Below are 19,891 nucleotides of genomic sequence, written 5' to 3' on the forward strand. Positions count from 1 at the left end.
GCGGCATGACGCCCCTGAACCGGCGGGCGCTGCGCGACCTCGCGCCCGAACTGCGTCCCCCGGTGGATCCCGCCGGACTGCGCACCCGTGTCGTCCACTTCGGCATCGGCGCCTTCCACCGGGCGCACCAGGCCGTCTACACGGAGAACGCGGCGGCGCGGTCGGGCGAGCCCTGGGGCATCGCCGCGGTCGCCCCCCGGTCGACGGAGACGGTGGACGCCCTCCGCGCGCAGGACTGCTTGTACTCGGCCACGGAACGTCGCCCCGAGGGCGGCGTCCCCCGGATCGTCGGCTCGCTCACCGGCGCCTACGCCCTGCGGCGGGACGGGGCCGCCGTCGACGCCCTGCTCACCGATCCGCAGACGACGGTGGTGACGCTCACCATCACCGAGAAGGGCTACCACCGGTCGTCCCGGACCGGCGGCCTGGACCCGGCGGTACCCGACCTCGGCACCACGGTGATCGGGCGGCTGGCCGCCGGACTGGCCGCGCGGATGCGCTCCGGTGCGGCCCCGGTCAGTGTCGTCTCCTGCGACAACATGGCGGACAACGGCGCCGTGCTGGAGCGAGTCGTCCATGACGTCGTCCGGGCGTCCGGGCAGCCCGACCGCGACCGGGTCCTGGAGCTGATGGACCAGTACGTGGCCTTTCCCGCCACCGTCGTGGACCGGATCGTCCCCGCCACCACGGCCGCCGACGTGACGGCGACGGCCACCGCGCTGGGCGTCCACGACGCGCTTCCCGTGAGCGGGGAGCCGTACCGGCAGTGGGTTCTCCAGGACCGCTTCGCCGCCCCGCGCCCGCCGTGGGAGCTCGACGGCGCCCTGTTCGTCCCCGATGTCGCGCCCTACCAGCTCACCAAGCTGCGGCTGCTCAACGGCTCGCACTCGGCGCTCGCCTGTCTCGGGATCGCCGCGGGCTGCACCACCATCTCCGACACCATGGCCGCCGGCTGGGGCGAACGGCTCGTGAAGGCGCTGTGCGCCGAGGTCGCGCCCACCCTGCCCGCCGGCGGACCGGACCCGGACCGGTACGCCGAGGACCTCGTCGCCCGCTTCGGCAACACGGCCATGCGACACTTTCTGCGGCAGATCGCCTCGGACGGGTCGCTGAAGATCACCGAGCGCTGGCTGCCGGCGCTGCGGTCACTGCGCGAGCGCGGCGCGGCCACCCCGGTGCTCGAACTCGCCCTCGCGGGCTGGGCCCACACCACCGGGCCCGGTTCCCAGGACCACGGCATCACCGATCCCGCGCAGGACGCGCTGGCCGCGTGCTGGCGTACCGGCGCGGCCCCGGCGGACACCGTCCGCGCCCTGCTGACGACCGTCGGCGCACCCGACCTCGCCGACGACACCGCTCTCACCACCGCCGTGGCCCGGCATCTCCCCGCCCTGCGCGCCGGCCACGTCGACCTCTGAACCGGGGCGACCCGCGTCTGCCGCACCGTCCCCACCCGCACGAACAACGGAGTTCATGATGAAGGACAGCACCGCCACCACAGCGGAGCCATCCAGCACCGCACAACGCACCACCGGTGACCTGACCAAGGCCGCCGTGTCCGGCTGGCTGGGTACGGCCATGGAGTTCATGGACTTCCAGCTGTACTCGCTGGCGGCCGCGATCGTCTTCAACAAGATCTTCTTCCCGGACGTCAGCCCCGCGATCGGCCTCATCGCCGCGATGGCCACCTACGGCGTCGGCTACGTCGCCCGGCTCGCCGGCGCCGTCTACTTCGGCCGGATGGGAGACCGGCTCGGCCGCAAGAAGGTCCTGACGATCACCATCCTGCTGATGGGCGCCTCGACCACCCTCATCGGCGCCCTGCCCACCTACGCGTCGATCGGCATCCTGGCACCCGTCCTGCTCGTCGTGCTCCGGCTGGCGCAGGGCTTCGGGGCCGGCGCGGAGATCGCCGGCGCCACCGTGATGCTCGCCGAGTACGCCCCCACCCGGCGGCGCGGTCTGGTCGCCTCACTGGTGTCGCTGGGCACCAACTCGGGGACGCTCGCCGCCTCGGGCGTGTGGGCCATCCTGCTCGCCGTCCTCAGTGAGGAGCAGCTGCTGTCCTGGGGATGGCGCCTGCCCTTCCTGATGAGCTTCGGCCTGTTGCTGTTCGCCGTGTGGCTGCGCCGCAACCTCAAGGAGAGCCCGGTGTTCGAGGAGCGCCCCGACGTCGTGGACGGCGTGGCGATGACCCGAAGCGAGGTCGAGTCGGCGGTCACCGAGGGTGCCCAGGGCGACACCGGCCTGCTGGAAGCGGGCATGAAGCAACGCAAGGGCAAGGCGTTCTTCCTGGCGCTCGCCCTGCGCTTCGGCCAGGCGGGCAACTCCGGGCTGATCCAGACGTTCCTCGTCGGCTACATCGCGACCAACCTGGCGGCCGGGCGCTCCGTCCCCACGGACGCCATCATGTACGGCTCGCTCCTGGGCTTCCTCACGGTGCCCGCCGTGGGCATGCTCGGCGACCGCTTCGGACGGCGCACGATGTACGTGGCGCTCACCGTGCTCACCGTCGTGCTGGCCCTCCCGGTGATGCTGCTGATCACCTCGGGAAGCACCCCCGCACTGATGCTGGGCATGATCCTCGGCCTGAACGTCGGCGTCCTCGGGCTGTTCGCGCTGGAGAGCGTCACCATGGCCGAACTCTTCGGGGCGCGTACCCGGTTCACCCAGCTCGCCCTGGCCAAGGAGATCGGCGGCGTCCTCGCCACCGCCATCGGTCCGGTCCTCGCGGCGAGCCTGACCGCCGCCACCGGCAGCTGGTGGCCCATCGCGGCGATGCTCGTCGTCTACTCGCTGATCACACTCGCCGGTGCGCTCCTCTCGCCCGAGACACGCGGCCGGGACCTGGTTCGACTGGAGGATGCCGTATGAAAGCCGTCGTCGTGCACGGGGCGGGGGACGTGAGGATCGACGAGCGCCCCCGGCCCGAGCCGGCGCCGGACGAGGTGCTGCTCGCCATGGAGTGGGGCGGCATCTGCGGATCCGACGTCTCCTACTGGAGGAAGGGCGCCTCCGGCACCGCGGCACTGGCTCACCCCCTGGTCCTCGGCCACGAGGTCGCCGGCCGGATCGCGGCCCTGGGAGCGGAGGTCACCGGCCTGTCGGAGGGGCAGCCGGTGACGGTCCACCCGGCCCGCCCTGTGGGCGGCGATCTCCTGCCGGAGCGGCTCGCCGGGCGCACCAACCTCCACCCCCGTGTCCGCTACTTCGGTTCGGCGGCCCTCACCCCGCACACCGACGGCGGGTTCAGCGAGTTCCGGGCCGTGCCCGCGGCGCAGATCCGCCCGCTTCCCGACGGTGTGGACACCGAGTCGGGCGCGCTGGCCGAGCCGTTGGCGGTCGCCCTGCACGCCGTCGGCCGCGCACCCGGGCTGCGGGGACGGACCGTGCTGGTCAACGGCGCGGGACCGATCGGCTCCCTGGTCGTCGCCGCCGCCCGGTACCGCGGAGCGCACACCGTGATCGCGGCCGATCTCTCCGCCTCGTCGCTCTCCGTGGCGCGGCGCATGGGCGCGGACGCGGTGGTCGACATCTCCCGCGGCGAGGAGCTGCCACAGGACATCGATGTCGTGTTCGAGGCGTCCGGCGCACCGGCCGCCCTGGGACCGGCGCTGCGGGCCACCGCACGCGGCGGCACCCTCGTCCAGGTCGGCAACCTGCCCGGGACGGCCGCGCCCTCCGTGCTGGGCGACCTGGTGACCCGCGAGATCACCTGGATCGGTTCCTACCGCTTCGTGGACGAGATCGACGACGCCCTCGTCGCCCTGCGTGACGGACTGGACGTCTCCCCGGTCATCAGCCACCGCTTCCCGCTGGACCAGGCCGAGCGGGCCCTCGCGGTGGCCGCCGACCCGGGCAGCGCCAGCAGCAAGGTGATGCTGCGCCTGGCGACGGACCCGCCCCCGCGCGCCTGACGGGAGTCAGGACCGTCAGGACGGAACCGCACCGCGCCAGCGACGTACAACCCCGCCGCCCGTCCCCCGAGTTGAGCCCTCGCACCAGTCGCCAGGAGATTGCCTTGCCCCACTCGCCCGCCGGCCGCCGCGCAGCCGCAGGTACCGAGCATGCGTCGCGGGACGTCGTGTGCCTCGGTGAGACCATGGCCGTCCTCGCTCCACCGGACGCCCTGCCGCTCGCCGACCAGTCCACGCTCCGTCTCTCGATCGGGGGTGCCGAGTCCAACGTGGCCTGCGGGCTGGCCGCTCTCGGGCACCGGGCCGCGTGGCTCAGCCGGGTGGGCGACGACCCCTTCGGGCAGCGCATCCTGACGGAACTCGCCTCCCGGGGTGTGGAGGTGAGCGCGGTCGGCACCGACCCCCTCCATCCGACCGGCGTCTATTTCAAGGACCCCGGACCGGACGCGACACGAGCCCACTACTACCGGCGCGGATCAGCCGCCTCTCACATGGGACCGGAAGTGGCGCGGGCGCCCGAGCTGCACGACACGCGCATCGTGCACCTGTCCGGCATCACCGCGGCCCTCTCCGACAGCTGTGCCCGCCTGCTGGAGGAGATCGTGGTACGCCGCGCGCCATGGACGGCGGACGTCTCCGGCACGCGCACCCGGCCGATCGTCTCGTTCGACGTCAACCACCGTCCCGGCCTGTGGCGCGACCGCAGTGCCGACGCGGCGCAGAGCCTGCTGGATCTCGCGCGCGCCGCGGACATCGTCTTCGTGGGGCGGGACGAGGCCGAGGCCCTCTGGCACACTGCCCGGCCCGACGAGATCGCGGCTCTGCTCGCGCCGGCACCGCTCGTCGTCGTCAAGGACGCCGAGCACGGGGCCACCTCCTACTCCGCGGGCAGCCGTACGTTCGCGCCCACGCCGCCCGTCGAGGTGGTCGAGCCGGTCGGCGCGGGCGACGCCTTCGCGGCCGGGTACCTGTCCGGTGTCCTGCACGACCGCGACGAGACGGCGCGGCTGCGTCTCGGCCACCTCACGGCGGCGGCCGTCCTCCGCACCAGGGACGACGTTCCCACCGCGACCGGCTGAAGCGGACGGCGACACACGAACACGCGGTGCGCTTGGCGCCCCCGGTGCTCCCGCACCGGGGGCGCCGAGCGCTTTGTTGGAAAGTCATGACAAACCCGTTGACATCCCTTGCGGGCGGCTCCATAGTGCTTGCCACTAGAGCGCGCTAATAAAGCGCTCCAGTGAGGCGTTCGTCGTCATCGCCGTCAGGATCGGCCTCCGACAAGGTCCGGTCGCCGATGCTCCCGACGCCCCTTCCCCACCCGCCGCCACCCCGAACCGCACAGCGAGGTGCAACAGACATGCGCAGACACCACCGGGCGCGCGCCGCCACCCTGACAGCCACCGTCCTCGTCGGCACGCTGCTCGCCGCCGGCTGTTCCAGCGGCTCCGGCGGCAAGAAGTCCGAGGAAGGCGGCGCGAATGCCTCGGCGGGCAAGGCCGGCACCCCCCGTATGACCGTGGCCATGATCACGCACGCGGCCCCCGGCGACACCTTCTGGGACCTCATCCGCAAGGGCGCCCAGGCCGCGGCGGCCAAGGACAACGTCAAGCTCGTCTACTCCAGCGACCCCAACGCGGGCAACCAGGCCAACCTGGTGCAGAACGCGATCGACCAGAAGGTCGACGGCATCGCGCTCACCGCGGCCAAGCCGGACGCCATGAAGGACGTCGTGGCCAAGGCCAGGGCGGCCGGCATCCCGGTCGTCGGCTTCAACTCCGGCCTGGACAACTGGAGGCAACTCGGCATGCTTGAGTACTTCGGCCAGGACGAGAACATCGCGGGCCAGGCCTTCGGCCAGCAGCTCAACGAGCTCGGCGCCAAGCACGCCGTCTGCGTCATCCAGGAACAGGGGCAGGTGGCCCTGGAGGCGCGCTGCGCGGGCCTGAAGAAGGGGTTCAAGGGCAAGACGGAGACCCTGTACGTCAACGGCACCGACATGCCGTCCGTGAAGTCGACGATCACGGCCAAGCTCAAGCAGGACTCCTCCATCGACCAGGTGGTCACCCTGGGCGCCCCGTTCGCGCTGACCGCCGTGCAGTCGGTGTCCGACTCGGGCGGCAGGGCCAAGGTCGCGACCTTCGACCTCAACAAGGACCTGGTGAAGGCCGTCCAGGACGGCCAGGTCGAGTTCGCGGTCGACCAGCAGCCCTATCTGCAGGGCTACCTCTCCGTCGACGCCCTGTGGCTGTACCGGACGAACGGCAACTTCAGCGGCGGCGGCACCGCACCGGTGCTCACCGGTCCGGCCTTCGTCACCAAGGACAACGTCGCCGACATCGCCAAGTTCGCCGCGAAGGGGACCCGCTAGCCGTAGGGATCAGCGGTAGGGATCGGCATCGCAGGCGGCAGCGGCATGAGCAGCGGCACGCGTCGCGCCCACGCCTCTGCCGCCGGCCGAGCCTTCAGACCGAGCCCTCAGACGAGCCCTCCGGAACCGGTCCGCTGGTCCCCCGCACCACCAGCTTCGGGTCCACTACCGCTTCCCTCGGCTCCAGCCCCTCGTTCTCCAGCCGCTCGACGGCGAACCGTACCGCGTGCTCCGCCATGAGGGCCGCGTCCTGGCGGACGGTGGTCAGGCCGATCGGCATCAGGTGGGAGAGGTGGCTGTCGTCGTACCCGATGACGGACATGTCGCGCGGGACGTCGATGCCCGCCCGTGTCAGCGCCATCAACAGGCCCCACGCGCACCGGTCGTTGCCCGCGAGAACCGCCGTGGGCAGCGGCCGGCCGCTGTCTCGCTCGCCCAGGAGCAGTTCTCCCGCCTCGATGCCGGACTGCTCGGTGTGGTCACCGGGGATCACCCGCAGTTCGGCCTGGAGTCCATGGCGGCGCATCGCGGCCCGGTAGGCGCGCCGCCGGTCCGCCGAGCCGGGCCCCTGACCGCCGTCGATGTGGACGATGCGGTGGTGCCCCAGGTCCACGAGGTGGTCCATGGCCTGCCGTACGCCCTTGCCCTCGGCGGAGTGCACGAAGTCGACGTGGGCCTGCGGTACCCGGCGGCTCACCGAGACGGCGACCGTACGGCGGCCGAGTGCGTCGAGGTAGCCGGGCTCGGCGTCGGGGCCGAGCAGGATCACCGCCTCACAGCGGTGACTGAGCAGCGCCTCCACGGCCTTGGCCTCGTCGCGGCTCTGGGTGGCGGCGGAGAGCAGGACGTCGTAGCCGAGCCGTTCGGCCTCGGGATAGATGCCCGCGATGAGATTGGTGTGGAAGGTCTGGTGGACGGTGAACATCACGCCGAGCGTGCGGCTGCGGCCACGGGCCAGCAGCCTGGCAGCGTTGTCGGGGCGGTAGCCGATCTCGTCGGCGACGCGCAGGACCCGCTCACGGGTCTCCCGGCTCGCTCCCGGCTGGTCGCGGAAGATGATCGAGACGAGTGCCCTGGACACGCCTGCCCGGGCGGCGACGTCCGCCATCGTGGGCCGCTGCCTGCCCGATCCATCCACCTGTGACCCCACCCTTCGCCGGCGCCCACCTTACGGGCAGTCTCCGTTACACCGGCAACAAGGATTGACCTGGCGTGTGGGCGGGGTTCATGGTACTCCGCAATAGAGCGCGCTAGTAGCGCGTGCCAGTCCCGGGGGCGGGCACCGGTGCTACTGGGCGAGCCGGCGCATCGAGCGCTTGGACACCCGGCCGCCCCGCACAGCGCCTCGACGCCGACGCCGACGCCATTCAGGTGGGCAAGTCGCCCGGACCCCGTACACCCGCGACTTCCGCGGACCAACTACCGGACCGGACAAGGCCGATCGCCCGCACCCGACCCGCGGTGGGCGAGGGGACCGCACCCCGCTGAACAGTCAAAACGACGAGGGGCTAGCATATGAGCGCCGCCTAGCTCGAAAGAGAAGCCAGTGACGCTCAACGAGGACTCGTTCACCAACTGGAATACCCGCGAGGAGATCGCGGAGTCGATGATCCCGATGATCGGGAAGCTGCACCGCGAGAGGGACGTCACGGTCCTGCTGCACAGCCGCTCCCTGGTGAACAAGTCGGTGGTCAGCATCCTCAAGACCCACCGCTTCGCCCGGCAGATCGCCGGTGAGGAACTGTCGGTCACCGAGACCCTGCCGTTTCTGCAGGCGCTCACCACGCTCGATCTCGGCCCGTCCCAGATCGACATCGGCATGCTCGCCGCGACCTACAGTGCCGACGACCGCGGTCTCTCGGTGCGGGAGTTCACCGCCGAGGCGGTCGCCGGCGCCACGGGTGCCAACAAGATCGAGCGTGGCGAGGGGCGCGACGTCGTCCTGTACGGATTCGGCCGGATCGGCCGTCTCGTCGCCCGCCTGCTGATAGAGAAGGCGGGCTCCGGCAACGGTCTGCGGCTGCGCGCCATCGTCGTCCGCGGGGGTGGTGGCCAGGCCGCCGAGGATCTCGTCAAGCGCGCCTCGCTACTGCGGCGCGACTCCATCCACGGCCAGTTCCAGGGCACGATCACCGTCGACGAGGCGAACGACACGATCATCGCCAACGGCAACGCGATCAGGGTGATCCACGCGAGCGACCCGTCGGAGGTCGACTACACCGCGTACGGCATCAAGAACGCCATCCTCATCGACAACACCGGCAAGTGGCGCGACCGCGAGGGCCTGTCGAAGCACCTCCGTCCCGGCATCGACAAGGTCGTCCTGACCGCGCCGGGCAAGGGCGACGTCCCGAACATCGTCCATGGCGTCAACCACGACAAGATCAAGCCGGACGAGCAGATCCTGTCCTGCGCGTCCTGCACCACCAACGCGATCGTCCCGCCGCTGAAGGCGATGGCGGACGAGTACGGCGTCCTGCGCGGCCACGTGGAGACCGTCCACTCGTTCACCAACGACCAGAACCTGCTGGACAACTACCACAAGGCCGAACGCCGCGGCCGCTCGGCGCCGCTCAACATGGTCATCACCGAGACGGGTGCCGCCTCGGCCGTCGCCAAGGCGCTGCCCGAGCTCAAGGCGCCGATCACCGGCAGTTCGATCCGCGTGCCGGTGCCGGACGTGTCCATCGCGATCCTCAGCCTGCGACTCGGGCGCGAGACCACCCGCGAGGAGGTCCTCGACCACCTCCGCGACGTGTCGCTGACCTCGCCGCTCAAACGCCAGATCGACTTCACCACCGCCCCCGACGCGGTCTCCAGCGACTTCATCGGCTCGCGGCACGCCTCGATCGTCGACGCCGGCGCCACCAAGGTCGACGGCGACAACGCGATCCTCTACCTCTGGTACGACAACGAGTTCGGCTACTCCTGCCAGGTCATCCGCGTCGTCCAGTACGTCTCCGGAGTGGAGTACCCGACATACCCGGCCCCGGCGGTCTGATCACGGCGGAGTCACTTCGGGCGGACCGCTCCCCGAGAGTGTCCGATGCGGTGGCCCGGCAGGTGGGACGGCGGTGAGGCGAACACCCGATCCCGATCGGGATCGGGTGTTCGCCTCACCGGTGGCGGGGCCTCCCACGCTTGCCGCCTCTGGAGCCGCCGGAGCCGCCGGCCCCGCCCCCTGTCCTCCTGGTCCTCTTGCCGCTCGGGTTCGCTGCCGCGGGCTTCCGTCGTGCGCGGGCCGCGTCGGGGTTCTTGCGCTCCGGCTGTGCTGTGGACGCGGTGCGCCCCCGGGTGCTGTTGACCGTCCGGCCGCGGACGATCCCGATGAAGTCCTCGACCAGGTCGGTTGTCGCGTCCTCGGGCCACGAGAGCGCGACGCTCGACTGGGGGGCGTCCACGAGCGGCCGGTAGGTGAGATCCCTGCGGTGGTACAGGCGGGCCAGCGACTGGGGGACGATGAGGACACCCACGCCTGCCGCCACGAGTTCGATGGCGTCGGCCGTCGTGGCGGGGCGTTCGAGGGCCGGTCGCCCCGGCGGCCGGTCCCAGCCGAGGACATCGTCGAGCGGGTGGAACACGACTTCGTCGGCGAGGTCCTCCGCCGACACCTCGTCGACGGCTGTCGCGAGGTGATCCTTGGGGACGACCACCACCGTGGTCTCGGTGTAGAGAGGAATCGCGCTGAAGACCGTACGGTCGACCGGCAGCCGCAGCAGCGCCGCGTCGGCCCCCTCGCCGCGCAGCACATCCGCTGCCTCCGCGGCCGGCACGGGGACGAGGGTCAAGGGCACGTCGGGCAGGCGCTCGTTCCAGATCCGCACCCACTTGGCGGGCGTCACCCCCGGGACATACGCGAGCCGGAACGAAGGGGAAACTTCCGAACCTGTCACTGGGCCAGGCTACCGGTCGCAGGCAGGGGTCTCGCAGGGAAGGTCTCGCGGTCGGCGGTCCCGTGCACGAGGAAACGTGCGGATAGTCTGGACACCATGAAGTCGCATCAGACCACCCAGACGATGAAGCCCGCGACCGCGGCGAAGAAGCTGGGTGTGTACCTTGAGGCCACCCCGGCCGAGTTCCAGGCCGGTGTCGTCTCACGTGCCGAGTTGAACGAGCTCCAGACCAACCCTCCCGAGTGGCTGCGTGAGCTCCGGCGCAACGGCCCCCACCCGCGTCCGGTGGTCGCCGCGAAACTCGGCGTCTCCATCTCGGGACTCGCGCGCGGTGGGATCACGGACCCTCTCACCACCGAGCAGATCGAGGCTCTGCTGAAGGACCGGCCGGAGTGGCTGGAGAAGGAGCGCGCCACCCAGGCCGAGGTTCGCAGGGAAGCCGCACGCATCAAGGAGAAGAACGCCGGCCCCGGCCCACAGACACGTCAGTCGCGCGCCTGAATCCCGTGAATCCCGGCTGGTGGCGCAGGCAGGAGGCGACGACCACAAAGGGCCACAGGGACTGAACGGACGTCACCACGCGTTCGGCGACCCCGATGGCACCCCGGTCATGCACTTCGATCAGGAACCATGCCGCGCCGGCGCCCATCAGCGCGGTCATCACGAGGGACGGCACGGGCCGCAGCCCCCACGGTGCGGCTGTGCCGCGACGGGCGGCCAGGACCGGCCACACCGCGAGGAGAGCGAATCCGACCGCGACAGCCGAACCGTGACGCAGGGAGCCCCCGCTGCTCGGTGCCGGCACCAACACCACCACCAGCGCCGACGCTCCACCACCGCCCAGCGTCACACGTCCGGCGAGCGCGGCCGCGCGCAGGCCCCAAGCCGTCAGCAGATGGCAGACCCCCAGAGCGACCAGCGCTCCGGTCATCACCCAGAACCCCGCAGCGCCGTGGGCCGCCAGCACGCTGATCGTCTGAGTGGCCGGGTCGTAGGCGGGCCCCTCAAGCAACCCCGCGATCGTCCAGCCTCCGACCAGCAGGACGGGCGCGCACCCCGACGAAAGCAAGGCCCATTTAGGCACAAGTCGCATCAAGACAAGTTAAAACATCCCAAAGGCCCTCCGGCCGGGCACACGCAGGCGTGCGGCATCCGAGCGAGCCGCCGTTCGGCGAGGAGGCGGGAGGCCCGGCCATGAAACGCCGTCAGGTGATGTCAGCCGAGGCCCCGCACCGAGCAAGCATGGGGGACGGACGCATAGCCCGCCCCCGAACTGTGTTGTCCCGCCACATGTGTGCCCGACGTGCGAGTTCCTACGGTGTGCCGACACATACCGTCGTCCCCACCGCACACGAGGAAGTGGCACACATGGCCTCAGCATCATCCGCTCCACCACCAGCCGCCAACCTCAAGCGCATCGTCACCGCCAGCCTCATCGGCACCACCATCGAGTGGTACGACTTCTTCCTCTACGGTTCCGCCGCCGCGCTCGTCTTCAACAAGCTCTTCTTCCCGGACTCCGACCCGCTGGTGGGCACCCTGTTGTCGTTCCTCACCTACGCGGTGGGGTTCGCGGCCCGGCCGCTGGGCGCGCTGGTGTTCGGGCACTACGGTGACCGGCTCGGCCGCAAGAAGCTGCTGGTACTGAGCCTGCTGCTGATGGGCGGGGCGACCTTCGCGATCGGTCTGCTGCCCACGCACGCCACGATCGGGACGGCGGCGCCCGTGCTGCTGACGGTGCTGCGGCTCGTGCAGGGTTTCGCGCTCGGTGGCGAGTGGGGCGGTGCCGTCCTGCTCGTGTCCGAGCACGGGGACGCGCGACGCCGGGGGTTCTGGGCCTCGTGGCCGCAGACCGGGGCGCCCGCCGGGCAGCTCCTCGCCACCGGTGTGCTCTCGCTGCTGACGGCCCTGTTGTCGGACGCGGCCTTCACGTCCTGGGGCTGGCGGGTCCCGTTCCTGCTCTCGGGCGTCCTGGTGATCGTCGGTCTGTGGATTCGGCTGTCCGTCGATGAGTCACCCGTCTTCCAGCAGGCCCTGGCGCAGGCCGAGGCCCGGAAGGCGGACGCCGCCACCGAGAAGCTCCCGTTGGTCGCCGTGCTGCGGCACCACTGGCGGGACGTGCTGGTCGCCATGGGCGCCCGCATGGCAGAGAACATCAGCTACTACGTGATCACTGCCTTCATCCTCGTGTACGCCACCACGTCGGCCGGGGTCTCCAAGCAGACGGCGCTCAACGCGGTCCTCATCGCGTCCGCCGTGCACTTCGCCGTCATCCCGCTCTGGGGTGCGCTGTCCGACCGGGTCGGCCGTCGGCCCGTGTACCTGCTGGGCGCGGCCGGAGTCGGCCTGTGGATGTTCCCGTTCTTCTCGCTCATCGACACGGGTGGTTTCGGCAACCTGCTCATCGCCGTGACCGTGGGCCTCGTCCTGCACGGCGCGATGTACGCCCCGCAGGCGGCCTTCTTCTCCGAGATGTTCGCGACCAGGATGCGCTACTCGGGCGCCTCCATAGGGGCCCAGTTCGCCTCCGTCGCGGCGGGCGCACCCGCCCCGCTCATCGCGACCGCGCTGCTGGCCGACTACGGCAGCTCGACGCCGATCGCCCTGTACGTGATCGCGGCGGCCGTGCTGACCCTCGTCGCGGTGGGCGCCGCGAAGGAGACCCGCCACCGCGACCTGACCGACGTCACGGCGACGGCCGACGCGGAGGCGGCCGCGCCCCGCGCCGCGGACGCCCGCTCCACCTGAACCGGGTGGCACGGGCCGCCGCGCTCTCAGCGGGGGGCGGGCGACGACAACCGCCGTAGCCTCAGGGCCAGTTGGACCTCCAGCACGCGGTCGGGGCGTTGCCAGTCCTCGCCGAGCAGCCGCCCCACCCGCTCCAGCCGCTGGGCGACGGTGTTCACGTGCACATGCAGGGCGTCCTTGGTACGAACCGGGCTCATGCCGCAGGCGAAGTACGCGTCGAGGGTGCGCAGCAGATCCGTACCGCGCTGTTCGTCGTACGCGACGACCTCGCCGATCGTGCGCTCCACGAACCCGGGGATGTCCCGGTCCCCGGCGAGCAGCAGCCCCAGGAACCCGAAGTCCTGGGCGGCGGCGCCGTCTCCCGTCCGGCCGAGCAGTCGCAGTGCTTCCAGGCACCGCAGCCCCTCGGCGTAGGCGGCGGCCACGGCGTCCGGGCGGGCGGCGAGGTTCTCGACGGGGGCGGAGGCGCCGACGGTGACCGCCTCGTGGACGGCCGTACCGAGAAGGCCCGCCGTACGGCGGGCCAGCTCCGTGGCCGTGTCGCCCTCGTCGAGGGGCAGCAGCAGGACGGTGCCGCCGTCGCGGGCCGAGGCGAGTCCGTGCCGTGTGGCCCCGAGGTGGGACGCCGCGGACCACAGGCGCCGGCGGGCCGCGGCCTCCTCGTCGGCGTCGGCCGCCGGTCCGTCGAGGCGGGCGGCCAGCACCACGTGGGTGGCGTCGAGGTCGGCCTCCAACCGGGCCGCCCGCTCACGCAACAGCCGCGGGTCCCGGTCGCGCGCGTCGAGCAGGTCGTCCAACAGCTCGCCCCGGACACGCTGTTCGGCCTCGGAAGCCGAACGTCTGGCGAGCAGCAGGAGGGAGGTGACCATGGCGGCGCGCTCCAGGGTGCGCTGGTCGACGGGGTCGAGACCCGGGTGTCCGCGCAGCACCAGCGCGCCGAGCAGCTCACCGCCGCCCGTCACGGCGGCGATCCAGTCGTCCCCGTGCCGTACCGCGTGGCCCTCGGCGCGGGACGTCTCCAGGGCCGCACCGGGCGCTGCCCCCTCCTCGGCGAACTCCACGGTGCCACCGAGGACCCGGGAGACAGCCGCGGCCACGTCGTGGACCCCTCCGCCGCGCAGCACGAGCTCGGCGAGGCGGTCGTGGACCTCCGAGGCGCGCTCGATGACCCCGCTGCGGTCCCGGATGATCTCGTTGGCGCGCTCCAGGTCGGCGAGGGCCGAGCGGGTCTCGGTGAGCAGGTTCGCGGTGTCGATGGCGGCCGCCGCGAGGGCGGCGAACGAACCCAGCAGGGCGATCTGCTCCCGCTCGAAGACCCGCTCACGCCGGTCGGCGGCGAACAGCACGCCGATGACATGGGGGCCGAGCATGAGGGGCACCCCGAGGATGGCCACCAGCCCCTCGTCCCGTACACCGGCGTCGATGGTCCGGGTGTGCTGGAAGCGGTCGTCCTTGAAGTAGTCCTCGGTGACATAGGGCCGGGCGGTCTGGGCGACGAGCCCTCCGAGGCCCTCCCCCATGCCGAGCCGCAGTTGCTGGAAGCGCGCCGCGACCGAGCCCTCGGTGACGCGCATGTAGGTGTCGCCCCTGTCGGGGTCGTTCAGACTGAGGTACGCGACATCCGTGCCCAGCAGTGAGCGGGCGCGCTGGACGATGGCCCGCAGTACGGAGCCGAGGTCCCTCAGCCCCGCCAGGTCGTGCGCGGTCTCGAAGAGCGCGGACAGCTCGGCCTCGCGGCGGCGCCGCCCCTCCATCTCCGACCGCACGCGCAGCGCCAGCCGCTGGGCATGTTGGAGTGCGGCGACATGCTCGGGCGGCCGGCCCTCGGCGCGGGCGAGGAGCACCGGCTGCTCGTAGGCGTCGACGGACGCGCCCCTGGCCAGGAGCTCCAGGAACGGTGTCTCGACGCTGTCGGGGGACTGGGCTTGATCGCGGGACATGGACACAGGATTACCCATCGCATGGACACGCCCGCCAGACCTGTGGACAACTCGGCCGGCCCGCCGGGTGCACGGCTGTGGACAACCCGGAACTCCCTGGTCAGTGTGCGGTCCAGCCGCCGTCCATGACCAGGGACGTACCCGTCACGAAGGACGCCTGCGGGGCGCACAGATACGCCACCGCCTCCGCCACCTCCTGCGGCTCGATGAGCCGCTTGACCGCGCTGTCCGTCAGCAGCACCTCGGACAGCACCCGCTCTTCGGGGATGCCGTGCGCCCGTGCCTGGTCGGCGAGCTGCTTTTCGACCAGAGGGGTGCGCACATAGGCGGGGGCCACACAGTTCGAGGTGACACCGTGGGGTGCGCCTTCCAGTGCCACGGTCTTCGAGAGTCCTTCGAGGCCGTGTTTGGCGGTCACATACGCCGACTTGTACGCGGAGGCGCGCAGTCCGTGAACCGAGGACACATTGACGATGCGGCCCCATCCCTGCTCGTACATGTGGGGCAGCGCCCCGCGGATGAGCCGGAAGGGTGCCTCCACCATGACGGTCAGCACGGTGTGGAAGACGTCGGGCGGGAACTCCTCGACGGGGCGGACCAGTTGGAGGCCGGCGTTGTTGACGAGGACATCGGTCCCCGCGGCGGCGAGTTCGGCCGCGTCGAGGTCGGTGAGGTCGAGAACGTGCGGTTCGACGGTGCCGGGGAGGCCCCGGGCCCGGTCGGCGAGTGCGGCCAGGCCCTCGGCGTCCCGGTCGACGGCCCGCACGGTGGCTCCGGCGTCGGCGAGCCGCAGCGCGCAGGCCCGGCCGATGCCTCCGGCGGCACCGGTGACGAGGGCGGTACGGCCGCCGAGGTCGAGTGAGGTGGTGTGGGGACCCGGAGGGGCGGAGAGCGCGGTCATGCGGGGACCCTAGGCGCCGCTCACGCCCCGACCGATATGGTCAGCCCCCACACTTCTCCCTCAGGTCATAGGGTCGAACCACGTGGGGCCATCGGACATGGCCTGCTTGATCCGGAGCAGCCCGAACTCGTTCAGCTCCGGCAGCGCGGCCATCTCGAACCAGCCGACGTCGAGCGACTCGTCGTCGTTGACGCGCGCCTCCCCACCGACGGCCCGGCAGCGGAACGTGGTGTCCATGTACTGGCAGACGTCGCCGTTGTCGTACCGCACGGGGCCCAGGGCCTGGACGACGACGACCCGTTCGGCCACGCAGCGCACCCCGGTCTCCTCGAAGACCTCCCGCACGGCGCAGGCCGCCGGCTGCTCCCCCGGATCCGGGATGCCTCCGAGCACCGCCCACTTGCCCGTGTCCGACCTGCGGTTCAGCAGCACTCTGCCCTCGTCGTCGAAGACGATGGCGGTGACTCCGGGGAGCCAGAGCAGCTGGTGACCGATGGAGGTCCGCAGTTCGCGGATGAAGTCAGGAGTAGGCATGAGGTGACCCTAACGGCCCGGTGGGCGGCCCCTTGACGGATTCGGCCGCGCACGACCGGCGTACGGCTACACGGCACCGGCGCGCCGCTGGCGCACTCCCGTCACGACGGCCCATCCGAGCCCACCGGCCGCGACCAGCACCAGAAGCGTCTCCGGCAGCACGCCGAGGCGGGTCGCGGGAGTCTCGGAGGAGCGCAGGGGCACCTTCTGGACCAGCGAGTCCGCGACGAACATGCCCGTCTTCTGTGTGATCTCCCCGTCCGGCATGATCACGGCGCTGACTCCGCTGGTCACCGGCACGGTGACCGTGCGGCTGTGCTCGACGGCACGCACACGGGACATGGCCAGCTGCTGGTAGGTCATCTCGCTGCGGTCGAACGTGGCGTTGTTGCTCGGCACCGAGATCAGCTGCGCGCCGTCGGTGACCTCGGAGCGCACGGCCCAGTCGAAGGCCGCCTCGTAGCAGGTGACGAGGCCGACCTTGGTGCCGTTCATGGTGAACACGCCGGGCCGGCTGCCCCGGCTGAAGTCCTGGCGGACCATGGACGTCCACTCGCTGTTGACGGCGCCGATCAGCGACCGCAGCGGGAGGTACTCGCCGAAGGGCTGTATCTGCCGCTTGTCGTAGGTGTCGGTGGGACCCTTGCGCGGGTCCCACAGGATCTGCTCGTTGTAGAGCTTGCCGTCCCTCACGACCACTCCGCCGACCGAGATGGGGGCGCCGATCGCCCGGGCGGCACCGTCGATGACGGCGTACGCGTCGGGGTTCCTGAAGGGGTCGATGTCGGAGGAGTTCTCCGGCCACAGGACGAAGTCCGGCCGGGGGACCTTGCCCGCCCTGACCTCGGCGGCCAGCCGCTCGGTCTCGCGCACGTGGTGGTCGAGCACGGCCCGCCGCTGGGCGTTGAATTCGAGGCCCGCGCGCGGGACGTTGCCCTGAATGACGGCAACGGTCGCGGTGCCGTCCTCGGCCGTGTCGCCCACCAGGGAGCGGGCCCCGAGAGCCCCCACCACGGGCATGGCCACGCTCAGCAGCGCCACCGACGCCGCCGCGCGCCGCACGGCATGGGTGCGCCGCGCCTCGACGGCCAGGCGCACGAGCTCGTACAGCCCGAAGCCGCACAGGACGACCGCGAAGCCGAGCACCGGAGTACCCCCCAGAGCGGCGAGCGGGAGGAACACTCCGTCGGCCTGCCCGAAGGCGATCTTGCCCCAGGGGAAGCCGCCGAACGGTACACGCGCGCGTGCCGCCTCACCCGCGGTCCAGAGGGCCGCCGCCCACACCGGTGCCGCGGGCAGCCTCGACGCGACGGCGATTCCCGCGCCGACGAGCCCGACGAACACCGCCTCGATGACGGCGAGCGCCAGCCACGGAACGGGGCCGACCTCCACACCGGTCCACACGAGCAGGGGCAGCAGGAATCCAAGCCCGAAGAGGTAGCCGAGTCCGAAGCCGGTTTTCCAGGTGCGGCCGCGCAGAACCCAGCCGAGGACCGCGAAGGCGGGCAGGGCCAGCCACCACAGGGTGCGCGGGGGAAAGCTGACGTACAGCAGCACTCCGGAGAGCGCGGCCGCGGCGGCGGGAAGGAGCCTGCGCGCCAGTCCGGCCGCCCGTGATGCGGGCGCGGACTGGGGGTCGAGCTGTTCCGGCTCGCCCACGGATGTTGCGGTGGCGGTCACTCGGGGAGTCTACGGCGCACGACCTCGCCGCGGACAGCGTGGTCCGCCCGGCCCGGCGAGGCATCACCCACACATCTGTCGTGATACTCCCGCCCTACTCATCCCCAAAGCGGCACATCACCCGTTACGGTGTGCCCGAGCCTCTGACCTGCGGCCGGCTCCGGCCACGGCGGTCGGGGCCCGTCACAGTCGGGGGGATGACGGGTGGGGTCCACGGGTACGGAGTCCGCGGCCGGTGCGCCGGCCGCGAGTGAGAGACGTGACGTCGTGGACGTCACGGGCGTGATCGCGCTCGGTGCGGTCGCGGCCTGGTCGCTGATCACGGCCACCGCGCACGGCGGCCGCCCGGAGGGCGTGCTGCTGGCGGTGCTGGCCTTGGCCGCGGGGTATGCGGCGGGCCGGATCTCCGGGGCGCTCCTGCCGGTCGCGGCGCCCTGCGCGGCGTCTCTGGCCGGGCTCGGTCTCGCGATCACCGCCCCGCACACCCCGGCCGCCTCGCCGCTGATCATCCCGCTCGGTCGTACGGGCGCGACCGCCGCACTGCTGGCCCTGTCGGCCGGTGCCGCGTGCTGTGCGGCCTGGGCGGCCCGTGGCCCGGCGCGGCTGGCGCTGTGGGTGGTGGCGGGCGGGATCGCGGTGGCCGCGGCCGTGCTGGGCTCGACCGTGGGAAGTGCGGCCTGTGCCGGAGTGCTGCTGTGGTCGCTCGCCGCGGCCCGGGTGCGCCGCCCCGGTCCGGGGCTCGTGGGCCTCGCGGTGGCCGCGGCCGTGGTGGCCGGGACGAGCTGGGCGGTCGCCGTGGACGTCCTGCCGGACGGGCCGGCCGTCTCCCTGGAGGACCGGCTCGGCCCGCATCGGGTGCGGCTGTGGCGTGACGCGCTGGACATGGCCCGTCGGGAACCGGTGCTCGGTGTGGGTCCGGGGAACTTCGAGCACCTCAGCCCGGCACTCGCGCGGGCGGTGGCACACGACGGCAAGCCGCACTCCGCGCCGTTCCAGCTGGCGGCCGAGCAGGGCGTCATCGGCGTGGCTCTGCTGGCCACGGTGTTCTGCTGGGTGCTGTACGCGCTGTGGCGGGCCGCCCGCCCCGCGCCGGTCGTCCTCACGGCGGGCGCGGCGCTGACCGCGCTGGCGGCCGTCGCCGCGGTAGGGAACGCGCTGAGCTTCACCACGGTGACGGCGGGCGCGGGACTGCTCGCGGGGATCGCGACGGCACGGCCCCTCGCTGAGGCGGGGGCGCGGCCCGAGGCTGATCCGTCAGTGTCCGGTGATCAGCCGGCCCCCTGACGGATCGGGTCAGCGCGTCGCCCCGGACGATGCCGGGCGCAGCCGGTCGCGGATGACCCGTACGGCCGACTCGGCGTCGTCCACCGTGATCGTGAACGTGTGGCCGTCCCAGAGGCGCAGCACGAGCCCCTCGCCGCGCCGGACGATGACGGCCGTGCCTTTCTCGGGCCGCCAGCGGTAGCCCCAGCCGCCCCAGTGGCGGGGCGTGACCCGCGGCGCGAAGTCGGCACCTGCCACCTGGGAGAGGGGGATGCGGCGGCGCGGCAGACCGATATGCCCGCAGCGCACTTCGAGACACTCCTTGTCGACCTTCACGGCGACGTGGACGAACGCGAGCGTGCCGAACAGGACCAGCAGCCCCACCGCGATGCAGCCGACGACCGACATGGCGAGCGGGGCGATGCCCGACGTCCACGCGGAGTCGACGGCCAGCTCGATGCCGAGCGCCATGAAGGCGCATCCGCCGAGTGACAGCAGCCACTGGGCGCGGTTGGTCGCGCGCCCGGTCCAGACGTCGGTATGCGCGGAACCGTCGGGGGTACCGCTCTGGCCGTGGGGGTGGTACCTCATATATCGAGACTACTCAGGTTCCGCTGCGCGGGCACCACGTCACGGAGCGTCAT

General features: G+C 71.9%; 17 protein-coding genes. 9 read left to right on the forward strand and 8 right to left on the reverse strand.

Annotated elements, in window-relative coordinates; all coding sequences use genetic code 11:
* Positions 1–5: 5 nt before the first annotated feature.
* From IE262_RS02680 to IE262_RS02700, 5 genes are all read left to right on the forward strand, one after another.
* The gene (locus IE262_RS02680; protein ID WP_189870974.1) at positions 6–1,418 is read left to right on the forward strand and encodes a mannitol dehydrogenase family protein; all 1,413 of its coding nucleotides are present in this window, start codon (positions 6–8) and stop codon (positions 1,416–1,418) included.
* Between the two features lie 55 nt (positions 1,419–1,473).
* Entirely contained in the window at positions 1,474–2,874 is a 1,401-nt protein-coding gene (locus IE262_RS02685) for an MFS transporter (protein WP_229877061.1), read from the forward strand.
* Complete coding sequence (locus IE262_RS02690) at positions 2,871–3,917, forward strand: L-idonate 5-dehydrogenase (RefSeq protein ID WP_134030296.1); 1,047 nt, start codon at positions 2,871–2,873, stop codon at positions 3,915–3,917. The genes IE262_RS02685 and IE262_RS02690 overlap by 4 nt, the downstream gene beginning before the upstream one ends.
* A 104-nt stretch (positions 3,918–4,021) precedes the next feature.
* Entirely contained in the window at positions 4,022–4,996 is a 975-nt protein-coding gene (locus IE262_RS02695) for a sugar kinase (RefSeq protein ID WP_229877062.1), read from the forward strand.
* A gap of 281 nt (positions 4,997–5,277) precedes the next feature.
* Positions 5,278–6,288 (forward strand): sugar ABC transporter substrate-binding protein, encoded by a 1,011-nt coding sequence (locus IE262_RS02700; protein WP_189870976.1) that lies wholly within the window; start codon positions 5,278–5,280, stop codon positions 6,286–6,288.
* Positions 6,289–6,382: 94 nt separating this feature from the next.
* Here IE262_RS02700 and IE262_RS02705 read toward each other — a convergent pair whose 3' ends face one another.
* On the reverse strand, positions 6,383–7,396 hold the full coding sequence (locus tag IE262_RS02705) for a LacI family DNA-binding transcriptional regulator (RefSeq protein ID WP_189870978.1): 1,014 nt from the start codon (positions 7,394–7,396) through the stop codon (positions 6,383–6,385).
* 438 nt (positions 7,397–7,834) lie between these two features.
* Between IE262_RS02705 and IE262_RS02710 the strand changes: the two genes are divergently transcribed.
* Positions 7,835–9,289 carry a glyceraldehyde-3-phosphate dehydrogenase gene (locus IE262_RS02710; protein WP_189870980.1) on the forward strand — a complete coding sequence of 485 codons (1,455 nt, stop codon included), beginning with the start codon at positions 7,835–7,837 and terminating at the stop codon, positions 9,287–9,289.
* A gap of 115 nt (positions 9,290–9,404) precedes the next feature.
* On the opposite strand, the gene IE262_RS02715 is transcribed toward IE262_RS02710, so the two are convergent.
* Entirely contained in the window at positions 9,405–10,181 is a 777-nt protein-coding gene (locus IE262_RS02715) for a LysR family substrate-binding domain-containing protein (RefSeq protein WP_134030308.1), read from the reverse strand.
* 96 nt (positions 10,182–10,277) lie between these two features.
* Between IE262_RS02715 and IE262_RS02720 the strand changes: the two genes are divergently transcribed.
* Entirely contained in the window at positions 10,278–10,682 is a 405-nt protein-coding gene (locus IE262_RS02720; RefSeq protein WP_189870982.1) for a DUF5997 family protein, read from the forward strand.
* Here IE262_RS02720 and IE262_RS02725 read toward each other — a convergent pair.
* Positions 10,630–11,274, reverse strand: coding sequence for a DUF998 domain-containing protein (locus IE262_RS02725; protein WP_189870984.1), 645 nt, complete (start codon positions 11,272–11,274; stop codon positions 10,630–10,632). The genes IE262_RS02720 and IE262_RS02725 overlap by 53 nt on opposite strands.
* A gap of 275 nt (positions 11,275–11,549) precedes the next feature.
* On the opposite strand from IE262_RS02725, the gene IE262_RS02730 reads away from it, so the two are divergent.
* Positions 11,550–12,929 carry an MFS transporter gene (locus IE262_RS02730; RefSeq protein WP_134030317.1) on the forward strand — a complete coding sequence of 460 codons (1,380 nt, stop codon included), beginning with the start codon at positions 11,550–11,552 and terminating at the stop codon, positions 12,927–12,929.
* 26 nt (positions 12,930–12,955) lie between these two features.
* Here the strand turns inward: IE262_RS02730 and IE262_RS02735 are convergent, their stop codons facing one another.
* The 4 genes from IE262_RS02735 to lnt form a co-directional block, all read right to left on the reverse strand.
* A complete protein-coding gene (locus IE262_RS02735) occupies positions 12,956–14,869 on the reverse strand; it encodes a helix-turn-helix domain-containing protein (protein ID WP_134030320.1) in 1,914 nt (637 codons plus the stop codon).
* Between the two features lie 100 nt (positions 14,870–14,969).
* Positions 14,970–15,770: a 3-hydroxybutyrate dehydrogenase gene (locus IE262_RS02740; protein ID WP_189870986.1), complete on the reverse strand. Its 801-nt coding sequence runs from the start codon at positions 15,768–15,770 to the stop codon at positions 14,970–14,972.
* 60 nt (positions 15,771–15,830) lie between these two features.
* Entirely contained in the window at positions 15,831–16,304 is a 474-nt protein-coding gene (locus IE262_RS02745; protein WP_134030326.1) for an NUDIX hydrolase, read from the reverse strand.
* Between the two features lie 66 nt (positions 16,305–16,370).
* On the reverse strand, positions 16,371–17,984 hold the full coding sequence (lnt, locus tag IE262_RS02750; protein WP_189870988.1) for an apolipoprotein N-acyltransferase: 1,614 nt from the start codon (positions 17,982–17,984) through the stop codon (positions 16,371–16,373).
* Positions 17,985–18,188: 204 nt separating this feature from the next.
* On the opposite strand from lnt, the gene IE262_RS02755 reads away from it, so the two are divergent.
* Positions 18,189–19,268, forward strand: a complete 1,080-nt coding sequence (locus IE262_RS02755; RefSeq protein WP_189870990.1) for an O-antigen ligase family protein — start codon at positions 18,189–18,191, stop codon at positions 19,266–19,268.
* 9 nt (positions 19,269–19,277) lie between these two features.
* Here the strand turns inward: IE262_RS02755 and IE262_RS02760 are convergent, their stop codons facing one another.
* Positions 19,278–19,838 (reverse strand): hypothetical protein, encoded by a 561-nt coding sequence (locus tag IE262_RS02760; RefSeq protein WP_134030337.1) that lies wholly within the window; start codon positions 19,836–19,838, stop codon positions 19,278–19,280.
* Between the last annotated feature and the right edge of the window lie 53 nt (positions 19,839–19,891).

The organism is Streptomyces bluensis, assembly GCF_014650715.1.
Lineage (GTDB): Bacteria > Actinomycetota > Actinomycetes > Streptomycetales > Streptomycetaceae > Streptomyces > Streptomyces bluensis.

Excerpts from the sequence above, each read along its gene's own strand:
- IE262_RS02760 (WP_134030337.1), bottom strand. The coding sequence starts at position 19,838 with ATGAGGTACCACCCCCACGGCCAGAGCGGTACCCCCGACGGTTCCGCG.
- IE262_RS02705 (WP_189870978.1), bottom strand. The coding sequence starts at position 7,396 with ATGGCGGACGTCGCCGCCCGGGCAGGCGTGTCCAGGGCACTCGTCTCG.
- IE262_RS02720 (WP_189870982.1), top strand. The coding sequence starts at position 10,278 with ATGAAGTCGCATCAGACCACCCAGACGATGAAGCCCGCGACCGCGGCG.
- IE262_RS02680 (WP_189870974.1), top strand. The coding sequence starts at position 6 with ATGACGCCCCTGAACCGGCGGGCGCTGCGCGACCTCGCGCCCGAACTG.
- IE262_RS02725 (WP_189870984.1), bottom strand. The coding sequence starts at position 11,274 with ATGCGACTTGTGCCTAAATGGGCCTTGCTTTCGTCGGGGTGCGCGCCC.
- IE262_RS02745 (WP_134030326.1), bottom strand. The coding sequence starts at position 16,304 with ATGCCTACTCCTGACTTCATCCGCGAACTGCGGACCTCCATCGGTCAC.
- IE262_RS02735 (WP_134030320.1), bottom strand. The coding sequence starts at position 14,869 with ATGTCCCGCGATCAAGCCCAGTCCCCCGACAGCGTCGAGACACCGTTC.
- IE262_RS02730 (WP_134030317.1), top strand. The coding sequence starts at position 11,550 with ATGGCCTCAGCATCATCCGCTCCACCACCAGCCGCCAACCTCAAGCGC.
- IE262_RS02740 (WP_189870986.1), bottom strand. The coding sequence starts at position 15,770 with ATGACCGCGCTCTCCGCCCCTCCGGGTCCCCACACCACCTCACTCGAC.
- IE262_RS02700 (WP_189870976.1), top strand. The coding sequence starts at position 5,278 with ATGCGCAGACACCACCGGGCGCGCGCCGCCACCCTGACAGCCACCGTC.
- IE262_RS02685 (WP_229877061.1), top strand. The coding sequence starts at position 1,474 with ATGATGAAGGACAGCACCGCCACCACAGCGGAGCCATCCAGCACCGCA.
- IE262_RS02690 (WP_134030296.1), top strand. The coding sequence starts at position 2,871 with ATGAAAGCCGTCGTCGTGCACGGGGCGGGGGACGTGAGGATCGACGAG.